Annotated in this window: 10 protein-coding genes and 1 pseudogene; 7 read left to right on the plus strand and 4 right to left on the minus strand. The window is 60.1% G+C overall.

Annotated elements, in window-relative coordinates:
* Nucleotides 1-53: 53 nt before the first annotated feature.
* From FBZ97_RS09100 to FBZ97_RS09115, 4 genes and pseudogenes are all read left to right on the plus strand, one after another.
* Complete coding sequence (locus FBZ97_RS09100; protein ID WP_145318608.1) at nt 54-1,727, plus strand: peptide ABC transporter substrate-binding protein; 1,674 nt, start codon at nt 54-56, stop codon at nt 1,725-1,727.
* A 78-nt stretch (nt 1,728-1,805) separates the two neighbouring features.
* Nucleotides 1,806-2,756, plus strand: a complete 951-nt coding sequence (locus FBZ97_RS09105) for an ABC transporter permease (RefSeq protein WP_069614686.1) — start codon at nt 1,806-1,808, stop codon at nt 2,754-2,756.
* Nucleotides 2,757-2,766: 10 nt separating this feature from the next.
* Nucleotides 2,767-3,666, plus strand: a complete 900-nt coding sequence (locus FBZ97_RS09110) for an ABC transporter permease (RefSeq protein ID WP_145318611.1) — start codon at nt 2,767-2,769, stop codon at nt 3,664-3,666.
* Between the two features lie 9 nt (nt 3,667-3,675).
* Nucleotides 3,676-4,997: pseudogene (locus FBZ97_RS09115) on the plus strand (FAD-binding oxidoreductase).
* Nucleotides 4,998-5,124: 127 nt separating this feature from the next.
* Here the strand turns inward: FBZ97_RS09115 and FBZ97_RS09120 are convergent.
* The 3 genes from FBZ97_RS09120 to FBZ97_RS09130 form a co-directional block, all read right to left on the minus strand.
* The gene (locus tag FBZ97_RS09120) at nt 5,125-6,252 is read right to left on the minus strand and encodes an FAD-binding oxidoreductase (protein WP_145318614.1); all 1,128 of its coding nucleotides are present in this window, start codon (nt 6,250-6,252) and stop codon (nt 5,125-5,127) included.
* 68 nt (nt 6,253-6,320) lie between these two features.
* Nucleotides 6,321-7,850, minus strand: a complete 1,530-nt coding sequence (locus FBZ97_RS35045; RefSeq protein WP_145318617.1) for an amino acid ABC transporter permease/ATP-binding protein — start codon at nt 7,848-7,850, stop codon at nt 6,321-6,323.
* A gap of 68 nt (nt 7,851-7,918) precedes the next feature.
* The gene (locus tag FBZ97_RS09130; RefSeq protein WP_069614691.1) at nt 7,919-8,746 is read right to left on the minus strand and encodes an ABC transporter substrate-binding protein; all 828 of its coding nucleotides are present in this window, start codon (nt 8,744-8,746) and stop codon (nt 7,919-7,921) included.
* A 186-nt stretch (nt 8,747-8,932) separates the two neighbouring features.
* Here FBZ97_RS09130 and FBZ97_RS09135 point away from each other — a divergent pair, with 186 nt between their 5' ends.
* Both FBZ97_RS09135 and FBZ97_RS09140 read left to right on the plus strand, forming a co-directional pair.
* The gene (locus tag FBZ97_RS09135) at nt 8,933-10,015 is read left to right on the plus strand and encodes a LacI family DNA-binding transcriptional regulator (protein WP_145318620.1); all 1,083 of its coding nucleotides are present in this window, start codon (nt 8,933-8,935) and stop codon (nt 10,013-10,015) included.
* A 187-nt stretch (nt 10,016-10,202) separates the two neighbouring features.
* Nucleotides 10,203-11,954, plus strand: a complete 1,752-nt coding sequence (locus tag FBZ97_RS09140) for a thiamine pyrophosphate-binding protein (RefSeq protein ID WP_145318623.1) — start codon at nt 10,203-10,205, stop codon at nt 11,952-11,954.
* On the opposite strand, the gene FBZ97_RS09145 is transcribed toward FBZ97_RS09140, so the two are convergent.
* Nucleotides 11,945-12,874: a LysR substrate-binding domain-containing protein gene (locus FBZ97_RS09145; protein ID WP_069614756.1), complete on the minus strand. Its 930-nt coding sequence runs from the start codon at nt 12,872-12,874 to the stop codon at nt 11,945-11,947. The genes FBZ97_RS09140 and FBZ97_RS09145 overlap by 10 nt on opposite strands.
* Here FBZ97_RS09145 and FBZ97_RS09150 point away from each other — a divergent pair.
* Nucleotides 12,873-13,451, plus strand: a complete 579-nt coding sequence (locus tag FBZ97_RS09150; RefSeq protein WP_246661718.1) for an Lrp/AsnC family transcriptional regulator — start codon at nt 12,873-12,875, stop codon at nt 13,449-13,451. The genes FBZ97_RS09145 and FBZ97_RS09150 overlap by 2 nt on opposite strands.
* The last annotated feature ends 20 nt before the right edge of the window (nt 13,452-13,471 follow it).

Raw genomic sequence — 13,471 nt, forward strand, 5'->3', positions numbered from 1 at the left:
CAAAGACGAAAGAGAAAAACAGCCGAATCCTACCAACAAAAAGGGGAACGATCATGACCGATGCAAATGACACCATCCTCCTGAAACCAACCCGCCGCCAGGCATTGACTATGATGGCACTCGGTGCCTCCGGGTTGATCATGCCCAATATCCTCGGTCGCGGCGAGGCTTTCGCGGCACCTCCCGCCAAGCCGACCGGCCAGCTAGTCATCGGCTTTTCGCAGGAGCCGACCGTCTTCAATCCGCATCTGATCCACATCGAAGTCGATGAGGGCATCCATTTCAGTGTCTTCGATCCGCTCTTTACCGTCACCCCGGAGGGCAAGTTTTCCCCTTCGCTTGCAACCGAAGTTCCGACGGTCGAAAACGGCGGCATCTCGGCCGACGGCCTTCATTGGAAGGTCAAACTGCGCGATGGCGTGAAGTGGCATGACGGCACACCGTTCACCGCCGAAGACGTCAAGTTCACCCTCGAACTCATGGTCGATCCGAACTTCCGCAGCTGGCGCAAGACCGGCCATGAGCTGGTACGCGACCTGACCGTCGTCTCGCCGACGGAAATCACCTGGCGGATGGAAAAGCCATTTGCGCCCTACCCGTCGATCCTCGCCATGACCTTCATCGTGCCAAAGCATATCCTTGGTGCGGAGAAGGACAAGAACACCGCCCCCTTCAACAATGCCCCCATCGGCACCGGCCCGTTCAAATGGGTCGAGCGCGTCCCCGGCGATCACATTACGCTCGCTGCCAATACCGACTATTTCGGCACCGGCCCTTATCTCGAAACCCTGGTCTACAAATATGTTCCTGACCTGACGGTGCTGTATACGCAGTTCAAGACCGGCGATATCGACGTCGTCGGCCTGCAATGGATCACCCCGGATCACTATGACGAGGCCAAGGGGCTGGATGGAAAGGCTGTTGCCGTCGTTCCGGCCGCCACGGTCGAATCCGTCGGCTTCAACATGGAGAAGCCGCAATTCAAGGATCCGGCGGTGCGCGAGGCGCTCTACTACGCGATCGACAAGCAGACGATCATCGATGCGCTCTACTACGGCCTGCCGACACTGACCGAGAGCTACATTCCGCAGCAGTCCTTCTACTATAATCCGGACCTGCCGAAGCAGGAATTCAGCACCGACAAGGCCAAGAAGATCCTCGACAATGCCGGCTGGAAGCCCGGTCCTGACGGCATTCGCGTAAAGGACGGCGTCAAGCTTTCCTTCACCAACTCCACCACCGCCGGCAATCATATCCGCGAACAGGTGCAGCAGTTCATGCAGCAGACCTTCAAGGACATCGGCGTGGAGCTTACGATTTCCAACCTGCCGCCGGCGGTCATGTGGGGCGATTATTGGACAATGTCGAAGTTCGATTCCGTCATCGTCGGCATCAACTTCCAGACCGGCTCCGATCCCGACACCTCCGATTATTTCCGTTCCTCGGCGATCACCGCCAAGGGCGGAGCCGGCCAGAACTCCTGGCAATATGCCAATCCGGAGGTCGACAAGCTCCTGGCGGAAGGCGGCCAGATCTTCGTGCCGGAGGAACGCAAGAAGGTCTACCAGAAGATCCAGGAGATCATGCGCCACGACCTGCCCTTCCTGCCGCTATTCCAGTATGCGACCGTGCGCGGCCATAAGGTGGGGGTCGAAAACGTCACTCCCAACATCAACGTGCGCATCGACAGCTGGAATGTGGGCACCTGGTATTGGGCCAAGGCATAGGCTGCTTGTTCCAGCCCTTCGGCCGAAGCGCCGAAGGGCTGATCGCTTCACATTCCGCAACCATCGGAGACGAATGCCATGTTGCGCTATCTCCTGAGCCGCCTGTGGCAGAGCCTAGTGCTGCTGCTCCTCGTATCGATGATCGGCTTTGCCGTACTTACCCTCGCTCCCGGCGGTCCGCTGTCGCAATATACGCTGACGCCAGGCATGACCAAGGAAGCGCTCGACAGGATCGCTGCCCAAATGGGTCTCGACCGGCCGCTGCCGATCCAATATCTCGACTGGCTGAGACATCTGCTGATGGGCGACTGGGGCCGCTCCTACCGGGACAACCAGCCGGTACTGTCGATCATTTTCGGCCATCTGTTCGCCACGCTGCTGCTGATGGGCACATCGATGGTGATCTCGATCGCGATCGGCACCTGGATCGGCATCAAAGGGGCAACCCGCCGCTATTCGATCTTTGATTACAGCGCCACCGTCGGCGCCATGGTGGCGCTGTCGATACCGACTTTCTGGTTCGGTCTCGTCGCCATCTATATCTTCTCGCTGAAGCTGAAATGGCTGCCGGCGGGCAACATGTACACGGTCGGCAACGGCTCGCTCGGTGATTATGCGATCCATCTGATCATGCCGAGCCTCGTGCTTGCGCTTGTCAACATCGCGGTCTGGAGCCGCTACATGCGCACAGCCACGCTCGAGGTCATCAACCAGGACTTCGTACGCACCGCCAGGGCCAAGGGCCTCTCGCCCCGGCGCGTCCTGATGCGCCATGTCGTCGGCAACGCGCTATTGCCGATGATCACGCTTGCCGGCCTGCAATTGCCGACCATTCTCGGCGGTGCTCTAGTGGCGGAGACCGTCTTCACCTGGCCGGGAATGGGCCGGCTTTTCCTCGATAGCCTTGGCTACAGCGACTATCCGGTCGTCATGGGCCTCCTGATGTTCTCGGCAATCTTCGTGCTGATCGGCAATCTGCTTGCGGATCTGCTCGTCGCCTTCGTCGATCCGCGCGTCCGGCTTGGTTAGGAGAAACGCCATGTCTTCCTCCTCCCCCGCAACCCTTTCGCAATCATTATTCGCCCATTCGCGCTGGTGGCAAAATCGGACCTTGCGCCGTTTCGTTCGCCACAGGCTCGCGCTCCTCGGCGTGGCCATGATCACGCTCATAGTCCTTGCCTGCCTGCTCGGGCCGTCACTGCTTCCCTATGACGAGCTCTATATCGACCTGCGGGCTCGTTTCGCACCGCCCTTTACGGCCGGCTACCATATTTTCGGCACTGACCCGCTCGGGCGCGACGTCGCCGTACGCCTGTTCATGGCAGGCCGGATTTCGCTCCTCGTCGGCTTCTTCGCGATGATGCTCAGCACACTGACCGGCACGGTGATCGGCGTGGTGGCGGGCTATTACGGTGGGCGCATCGGGATATTGCTGATGCGCTTCGTCGATGCCTTTCTGTCCTTTCCCAGCATCTTCCTGCTGCTGGCGCTGGCCGCCTTCATCAAGCCGAGCCCCTTCATGATCACCGTTATCATCGCGGTGACGAGCTGGATGGAGACCGCGCGCATCGTCGAGGCGGAAGTGCGATCGCTGCGCGAACGCGATTTCGTACTCGCCGCGCGCATGCTCGGCCTCTCCAACAGATGGATCATGTTTCGCGAACTGCTGCCGAACGCCATCGGCCCGATCATCGTCGCCGCTACGCTGACGGTCGCCCGCGCCATCCTGCTCGAAGCCTATGTCAGCTTCCTCGGCTACGGTATCCAGCCGCCGCTCCCGAGCTGGGGCAATATGCTGAACGGCGCCCAGCAATATCTCGCCAGCGCACCATGGCTGGCCATTGTCCCGGGCGTCGCTATCACGCTCGCCGTCACCAGCTTCAACTTCATCGGCGACGGCCTGCGCGATGCGCTCGATGCCCGCAGCGATCTGCACTGAGGATGCAGGATGACGAAATTTTCGCCGTTCAAAACAACCCTGTGGTATGCCACTGCGGCCCCCGCACCCGATACAACGGAGCTGGAAGGCACGATCAAGGTCGATGTCTGCATTGTCGGTGGCGGCTATACGGGCCTGACCACCGCTCTTGAGCTTGCGAAGAGCGGCACAAGCGTCGTGCTTCTCGAAAAGGAGGAAATCGGCTTCGGCGGCTCCGGCCGCAACGCCGGGCACTGCACGCCGACTTTCACCCATTATAGCCTGCCGGAACTGCGCTCCATGCTGGGCGAGCCCTGGGCCGAGCGATTGATCGCCCGGCAGACGCGCGCCAACGACCGTGTCTCCAGCATGATCCGGCAGTACCAGATCCAATGCGAATGGCAGCAGAACGGCTATGTCATGGGCGCGCTTTACCCCGGCTTGATGAAGACAATCGAGGAGAAGGTTCGCACCTACAATGCTGTCGGCGCGAAAACGCGGGCCATCGGCAGGGACGAGGTTGCAGCGATCACCGGCAGCCCGCGCTTTCACGGCGGTTGGCTGCATGAAGAGGCCGGCCATCTTAATCCGCTCGGCTATTCCCGTGGTCTCGCACGTGCCGTCATCCAGGAAGGCGGCGTCATTCACACCGATTCGCCAGTGACCGGATGCGAGCGCGTGGCGGGCGGCTGGGCGGTCAGCACGCTGAAAGGGAAAGTCATTGCCGACAAGGTGATCTTCGCGACGGGCGCCTATACCGTCGGCGGCTGGCCGAAACTCGATCGGACCTTCAAGATCCAGAGGGTCTTCGTCGCCGCTACCCAGCCGCTTTCCGACGACGAGCGGCTGTCGGTGCTGCCGCGCAACACCACTATCCATGATGGACGTGGCGATATCTATGTCTACAAATACAATGCCGAAGGCCGGATCGTCGCCTCCATGTTCCCGATGGGACGGCGCGGCCGCAACATGGACTATACGCGGCAGGTCATGAGCGACCGGCTGAAATGGCTGCATCCGCAGATCAAACAGGAGATCCGCTGGGAATATTTCTGGTTTGGCGAGCTGGACATGCAATACCGCACCATTCCCCGCCTCTACGATCTGGCACCAGGCGTCGTGGCGCTGACGGGCCTGTCCGGCCGCGGCGTGCCAACAGGAAGCATGCTCGGCGGCATCCTCTCGGAATGGCCAGAGGCGTGCCGGAAAAAGACCTGTCGCTGAAGCTGGAGCCACTTTCGGCGGCTCCCTTCTATATGAATTACGGTCCGAAGCTGACGCTGCGCTATTATCGTATTTCGGATTGGATCAAGACCAAACTGGCGGGCGTTCCCTTGCCGCCGCATGCCTGATCGCCGCCAACATCCTCGATATCAGGAGAAGGCAGGAACACCGGCAGGCGCGACAGGTTTGACCGTGAAGATCGCTTGTGTGCGCTCACGGACACTCTTGAACCTGTCTGCTGCTGTTCCGATCAAACTATCTGACGAAGCGTTCCGGCCGGAAAGAGGCCAGAAGCGGATGACGCTTGCCAGTGGCGATCTCATCGGCAAGCAGTTCGCCGGCGATCAGACCGAGAGTGGCACCGCTATGGCTGAAGGCAACGAAATAGCCCGGTATAGCCTGCAATTCGCCGAAAACCGGCTCGCCATCCCCCGGAATGGGTTTGGGGCCAACGCCGTAGTCGCCGATTTCGAGCTTCGGGTTCCCTTCCAACACCTTTGAGGCTTCCTGCAGGAGCCCTTCAAGGGTCGAAGGCATGATTGCATAGCTGCCATCGTCCTTTGCGATAACCTCTTCTTCCGACCAAGCTGAATCGAGCGCAAAAGCGCCGCCAGGAGTGGGCCTGATGGCAACCCTTGGCGTATTCAACACGGCCTTCAGGGGATGCTTGACCGGCTTCGTCCGAACGAGAAGAGCGATCGGCGTATCGTCGCCAATATGCTGGCCGGCTTCCGCAACGATCGCCGGCACCTCGCCGCCGGCCGCCAACAATACGGCATCGGCGGCCCAACGGGCGCCATTTGCAGTTGTGACGCCCCGGGCGCAGCCATCCTCCACCTTGACAGCCGCCCGGCCGGCATCGGTGACGATTTCGCCGCCCAATGCCCGGAACTCTTCGGCAAGAACGCCAATCAGGGACGGCAGATCGACCCACCCCTCGCCCGGATTGAAGATTGCGCCCTGCTGCGTGACGGCGCTTGCATCGACGCCTGGCGTCACTTTCGCAATCTGGCCCGGCGTCAGCAATTGGGCATGGTAGCCAAGGTCACGCTCGTAATCGAAGACGGCGGCAATGTCGTTATCGGCTTCGTCGGCATCCCAGGTCAGGCCGCCGTCGAAACGTAGCCATGCCGCGTCCGGATATCGTGCGGAAAGCGTGCGATAGCGGTCGATGCCGGCGAGACGCAGCCGATGATAGGCATCGGAGCGGCGCCTTGCGGAATTGAGCCAGGCAAGCGAGCGGCCCGATGCGCCATTCGCCAGCGGGCCGTCGTTGATCAGCGTTGTCTGAATGCCTAGTCGCGCCAGATGAACGGCGGTGGAAACCCCGAAGATACCGCCGCCGACAACGACGACTTTTGAAGAACGAGTGGGAGCATGCATGTTGGAAAACCTTGTCAGTAGGGAATGTTACGATCGAAGGGCCGTCTGATTTCTCGCCGGCCCGTTTGTCAGAGGACCTCGGCGAGGAAGCGTTTCAGCCGTTCGCTTTGCGGATTGTCGAAGATCTGTTGCGGCGGGCCGGCTTCAACGATACGGCCTTCATCCATGAAGACGACCTGATCGGCGACCCTGCGGGCAAATCCCATTTCGTGAGTAACAACTGCCATGGTCATGCCCTGGCGCCCGAGATTGGCCATCAGGTCGAGCACCCCCTTCACCAATTCCGGATCGAGCGCGCTCGTGACCTCGTCGAAGAGGACGACTTCCGGATCCATGGCGAGCGCCCTGGCAATGGCGACGCGCTGCTGCTGGCCGCCGGAAAGACCGGCTGGGCGGTGGTCCTTGCGGCCACCAAGCCCCACTTCCGCCAGGCGGGTCTCGGCAATCCGCCGCGCCTCAGCTTTCGGCATCCTCTTGATCTTCGTCAGCGACAGCATGACGTTTTCAAGCGCGGTGTGATCCGGAAAGAGATTGAAGTGCTGGAATACCATGCCGACGCGACGGCGCAGGCTTTCCGGCTTCATGGATAGGATGCTTTCGCCATCGAGCTCGATGTCGCCGCGCTTCGGCTCAACGAGCCTGTTCAAGCACCGGAGCAGCGTCGACTTGCCCGATCCCGACGGCCCGATGATGCAGGTCACCGTGCCTCTGGCTATGTCGAGATCGATGCCTTTCAGCACTTCGAGATCGCCATAGGACATGCTGAGATCGCGGATTTGAACGGCCCCACCTTTGAAGCGCGGAGTAGCGGCGTCTGTAGGCATCCCGGTACCCGAAGCGGCCTCCAGCTCGCCGACCTCGACAAGGCCGCTCGTGCCACCGGATCCGCGCCCCTGCCGTCCAAGGCGCAAACGCGCGTCGATGTAGTTGACGAGATGCGTCAGCGGCACGGTGATGACCAGATAAAAGATGCCGGCCAGCAGCAGAGGCGAGAGATTGCCCGTCACAACAGCCTGATCCTGGCCGACGCGAAAGATTTCGCGCTCAGAGGCCAGCAGCCCCAGGAAGTAGACAAGGCTCGAATCCTTGACGTTGCCGATGAACTGGTTGACGAGGGCGGGCAGGACACGCCGGACCCCTTGCGGAATGACGATCAGTCTCATGCCCTGTCCGTAGCTCATGCTCAGCGCGCGGCAGGCTTCCATCTGCCCGCGCTCGACGCTCTGAATGCCGGATCGAAAGATCTCGCCGATATAGGCACCGGCGATCAGGCTCAGCGCGATGATGCCAAGCGGAAAAGGCGACGGTCCGAAGATCTCGCGGCCGATGCGGGCAAAGCCCTGGCCAATGATGAGGATCGTCACGATCGCCGGCAGGCCGCGAAAAATATCGGTGTAGATACGCGCCGGCAGGCGCAGCCAACGTGACTGCGAAATGCCCATAACGGCCAGTACCATGCCGATGATGACGCCGAGCACGGTGGAGGCTGCCGCCAGGATGAGTGTGTTCTTCAGTCCGACCGTGATCATGCTCGGCAGGACTTCTGCCATCGCATCCCAATCGAGGAAGCTGCGACGGAGATTTTCAAGCCAATCCATTCAATTCCCCATGAAGTTCGTGAGGCAGGTTGATGCCGCCGCCCGGCAGGCCGTGCGGCGGCGCGGCCTTACTTCTTGGGAAGATATTGATCGGGCATCGGCGAGCCGGGGAACCATTTCTCATAGAGCGTCTTCCAGGTGCCATCCTGCATCGCTTCGTGCAGCGCCTTGTTGAGCGCCAGCCGGAAGGCGTCGTTGCCCTTGTGGACGACGAAGCCCGCCGGTGCGTCGAAGGATGGGATATTCACGGCAATCTTCAGTGCCGGATAGCGCTCGCCATATTGTTTGGCTGCTTCATAATCGAGGAAATGTGCATCGATGGTGCCGTTGTTCAGCGCCGCCACGGCAGAATTGTTGTCCGGAAATTTGACGAGATCGGTGCCGGTGAAATTCTTCGTGGCATAGACCTCCTGCAGCGTGCCCTGCACGACGCCGAGGCGCTTGCCCTTGAGGCCGGCTGCATCCTTCATCGAGGCATCCGATGTCAGAACCGAGAGATAGCCGGCGAGATAGCCATCGGAGAAGTCGACCGTCTTCTTGCGTGCTTCGGTCGTTCCGATCGCCGCGACGGCGACGTCGAAACGCTGGTTGGCAACGGAGGGCAGCAAGGCCGAGAACTCCTGGCCGGTAAACGTCACCTTGTCCTTGGGAAAGCCCATGCGGGAAACGACGTTCAGAAAGAGCTCTATATCGAAGCCGGTGAATTGCCCATCGGCCGTCGTGAAGGTGTAGGGCTTGGAATCTCCCATCGTGCCGACGCTGATGACGTTCGGATCGATCAGATTATAGGGATTGTCGGCGGCAACCGCCGGGCCGACGCTTGCTGCGACGATATAGGCGAGTACGCCGGCGCGCAGAGGCGCGGCGATGGCCGAGAAAATGCTGGATAATTTCATGTTCGTTCTCCGCTCTGAAGGATGCTCTTATCGGCATTCATGCATGCGCGTCCGCATCTCCACTCCCTATGGCAGCAAGAGGTTTTCTGGACAAGAGACCGGTATCACGTGAAAAGAGACCGGTCTCAATGCTATTTGTTAACTTCAGATTGACCGTCCGTCAACAACTCTTGTAATCGTCATCCCATGGAAGAGCCCCTTACCTCGAAACGCTCCGTAACCGTCGCCGATGTTGCCAGGGCCGCGAATGTCTCAAAGGCGACTGCCGCCCGCGTACTCGGCGGCTATGGCGTCGTTAGCGACAAGGTTCGCGAGCAGGTGCTTGCCGCTGCGGCGACGCTCGAATACCGGCCGAACGAACTTGCCCGTAGCATGACGACAGGCAAATCCGGCATCATCGGGGTCGTGGTCGGCGATATCGAAAATGCCTTCTTCAGCCTTGCCGTCCGGGGCATCAGCGATGCCGCGCGCATGGCCGGCTTCAATGTGATCATTGCCAATTCCGGTGAAGAACTCGATGCGGAAAAGTCGGCGGTCGACCTGCTCATCGGCAAGCGCGTCGATGGATTGATCGTAACGCCGGCACGCTGCGACCGAATGGAGCATCTTCAGGACATACGCCGCGTCGGCGTGCCTCTCGTCCTCTTTGACCGAAACATTCCGGAGCTCGGCGTCGACGCCGTGACGGGCGACGATTTCGATGCCGCCATGGTCGCCACCCGCCATCTTCTCGACATGGGGCATAGACGGATCGCCTATATATCGGCGATGGATGCCGGGAGCGAACCCCTTGGCGATATCAGCAGCATTTCCAATTCTGCCGTGCGCGAACGGGTGGATGGCATGTTGAAGGAGCAGGCCGATGCGGGCATCGAGAACGCGCTATATTACGTGCGGCTCGGCGCGACCGACCAGTCAAGGACGGATGATGTCGTCAAGAGCCTGCTGCACGATGCGGCGCCTCCGACCGCCATCATAGCGTCGGACAGTCTCGTCGGGCTCAGGGTCTTCAAGACCTTGCAAAAACTGGGATTGTCCATGCCGCGCGATATATCGATGATCTCTTTCCTTGATGCGGACTGGACGACCGTCACGACACCGCCGATCACCGTCGTCGACCAGCCGGTCTACGAAATGGGAAAGAAGGCGGCCGAGCGCCTTATCTCGCGGCTGAACGGCAAGGATCTGCCCGTCGGGCGAACCGCCATCAAAACAGGCCTGATCGAGCGCGGATCGGTCGCCTCACCACCTCACGACAGCAATCGATAACGCCTCGCTTGGTAAGTCACAGCGCGGATATGATCGCAATGCGCTTGGCGCACGCCAGCCCCATACAATCTCAAGGACAGAGCCGGCAGATTGCCGGCGGCTGCCGCTTCAAGCCGCCGATTTGCCGGTCCCCGGCAAACCTCTGCTTCATTATCCTGATCAGCACAGCGAGATACAGGAGAGACGAATGCGCGGTGCTGACATTCTGGTAGACATGCTCATCGGATACGGGGTCGATACGATCTTTGGTGTCCCCGGAGATACCAATGTGCCGCTCTATGAAGCACTTCAGCACCGCGAAGGCGAAATACGGCATGTGATGGCCCGCGACGAGCGCTCTGCCGGCTTCATGGCGGATGCTTACGGGCGGTTCACCAACAAGCCCGGCGTGTTTGAATGCCCATCGGGTGCCGGCGCTATGTATTCCTTGCCGCCGGTCGCTGAATCGAACGGATCGTCGGTGCCGGTAATCCTGCTGACCATCGACATTCCACTACCCGGCGAGGGGCGCGGGGTCCTGACGGAATTGGATTGCGCGAAACTGTTCGAACCGGTCACAAAGCTGTCCGTGCAGGTAAAGACGCCGGAAAAGCTGCCTGAAATCATCCGCCGCGCCTTTCGCGTCGCCTGCTCAGGCAAACCTGGCGCCGTGCATCTGCAGATCCCCGAGGATATGCTGCTGGCCGAAATAGACCTGACGCGAATATCTCTGCATGTCGAGGAGGAATGCCGTACCTTCCCTGCTTATCCCACGCTGCCACCGCGCTCGAAGCTCGAAGAGCTGCTGGAGCTCCTTTCCAGGGCCGAGCGACCGCTGATCGTTGCGGGAGGTGGGGTGAACCGCGCCCGTGCAGGCAACGAGATCACCCGGCTTGCCGAAAAATTCAACGTGCCGATGTGCACGACGATGACTGGCCAGGGTGCAATCGATGACGACCATCGCCTCGCAATCGGCGTCATCGGCGACAACGGATATCATCCGCATGCGAACTGGGCGCTTGAACATTCCGATTTCACGCTGTTCGTAGGCTCGCGCATCGGTTCGGTCGTCACCATCGGCTGGACCTTTCCGCGGATCACGCTCAATAAACGCCTGGCGCAGATCGATATCTCGCCCGAGATCATGGCTAACAACTACGAGAATCTGCTGTCCATCCCGGGAGATGCCTTGCTTGTCCTCACGGAGTTGCTGGAGCTGAAAGCAAGTATCGAGCCCGCACGTCACGAAGCCTGGGTCAACGAGCTCAACCGGCGCCGGCAAGTCTTTTGGGAGCATGCGGAGGAGGCGCTTTCCGACGAGCGGGTTCCGTTACGGCCCGAGCGCGCCGTGCGTTCTTTCAATCAAGCTTTGCAATCTTCCGGCAAGCCCGCGCTCATCTACTCCGATGCAGGAACGCCGACCCCATACATGACGCGTTTCCTCAAAATCAATGACCGCGAGACCCGCTTTGCCATACCACGTGCCTTTGGCGGCCTCGGGTCAGCGCTTCCCGCAACAGTCGGCGCCTGGCGGGCCGATCCATCCAAGAGGCCGATCGGTCTCTTCGGTGACGGATCGTTCGGCATGACGGTCGGCGAACTGGAAACGCTGGTGCGCCTGGAGGTGCCGGCGATCCTTATCCTCTTCAACAACGGGACATTCGGCTGGATCAAGGGCCTCCACCGGCTCAAAGGCCATAATCATTGCTTCGGCGTGGATTTTCTGGCGCCGCGCGGTCAGGGAATCGCGGAGGCCTATGGTCTCAAGGCATGGACGGCCAAAACGGCTTCGGAACTCGATACCGCGTTGGCGTCCGCCTTTGCTCACGACGATGGGCCGTGCTTCATCGACGTTCATGTCGAATCCATCGCAGACCGGGTACCGCCGGTCTATTCATGGCTATTGAAGCGGGGAGAGGATCCGCTCGAGCTAAAGCCGGTGGAGAAGGCCTATTTTTGATCCAAGGGATACGCCAGAGGCAGGAATTGCCGCCGGCGCGTGAATTCGGTGGCGAACCAATCGCGGAAGATCCGCACGTTGGCCGAGTTCATCCGCGCCTGCGGGAAACAGAGATAAAAGCCTTCCCCCGACGTCTGGAGCCTGCTTAAGGCGGGCTTCAGAATTCCTGCGGCAAGTTCGGTGCGCACATGGAGCTCGGGAACGACCGCTAGCCCCATGCCGCTGATGGCACATTCGAGGATCATATCGAAGTTCGGCAAACGCGGACCGTAGATGCGGCTCTTGTAGTGCACACCTGCTCCCCGCAGCCAATGCAGCCACAGGCTCGGCCGGCTGGAATTCTGGATCAGCGGGTATTCCAGCAGCGCCTCGTCGTTTGGCAGGCCTTGCAATGGCACCAGATTCGGCGCTCCCACAACGATCAACTCCTCATCGAAGAGCAACTGACTGCGCGCCCCGCTCCAATTGCCCGTACCGCGCACGAACGCAAGATCCAGCTCGGATGCCGCGAAATCGAGATCGTGACGACAGGGATAGACCTCGAACCATGTTTGAGGATGGGCGGCTGCAAAGGCAGTCAGCATCGCAGCACCCCAGCGCCGCATCAATGTCGGCGGAAAGCCGATCTTCAGCATGCTCTGCGCCTTTCGACCGCGGACGGCATCGATGGAGACATCTTCCAACTTGTCGAGCAGGCGCGAAATCTCATCGTAATAGCGCGCGCCCTCCTCCGTCAGCACCAGCTTCGGGCCGGCGCGCTCGAACAGGGTAAGCCCAAGAAAATCCTCAAGGTTTTTTATCTGCCGGCTGATGCCGCTCTGCGTGATCCCCATGTCCTCGGCAGCCTTGGTAAAGCTCAAGTGACGCACTGATGCATCGAAGGCATGCAGGGCGCTCAAGGACGGCAGAAAACGGCGCATGACGAAGCTCCTGTTGACCAGCATGAATAAAAGTCATGAAGAACCCATTTTTCAATGCTTTTCTTTGGGAAAATTTGGCCCCAGTCTTCCCGCAAAAGAAAGTGGGAACGATATGGACTACGGCGATAGTATTGACCGCAATCTGCTTAGCATCCTGGAGGAAAACGCACGCGTAACGGCCAGTGAACTGGCGCGACGCGTCGGCCTCGCGCGCTCAAGTGTCCGGGAGCGTATCGAGCGGCTGGAACGTCGCGGCGTCATTCTTGGCTATCGTGCGATCGTGGGCCGTCGCGAGATTGATCAAAGCGTTTCAGCCTATATCTTCATCACCACCGCCCTGCGCGCGACGCAAAGGCTGTTTGCGGTATTGCGCGGCTATCCCGAGATCCTGACCGCCGACGCGATCAGCGGCCCGGCCAACATTCTCTGCCGCGTGAACGTCAATTTTTTAGAAGATCTGGAAGCGCTCATCGACGAGCTTGCGCGGATCGAAGAAATCGAAAGCGTGACCTATTCGGTCGTGCTTTCCAACAAAATCAATCGCGAAAACGCATTGATCGCCCGCAAGGCGCAATAGGGAACGAGCAATCAACTGGG

The organism is Rhizobium sp. ERR 942 (genome assembly GCF_007828395.1).
GTDB classification, from domain to species: domain Bacteria; phylum Pseudomonadota; class Alphaproteobacteria; order Rhizobiales; family Rhizobiaceae; genus Rhizobium; species Rhizobium dioscoreae.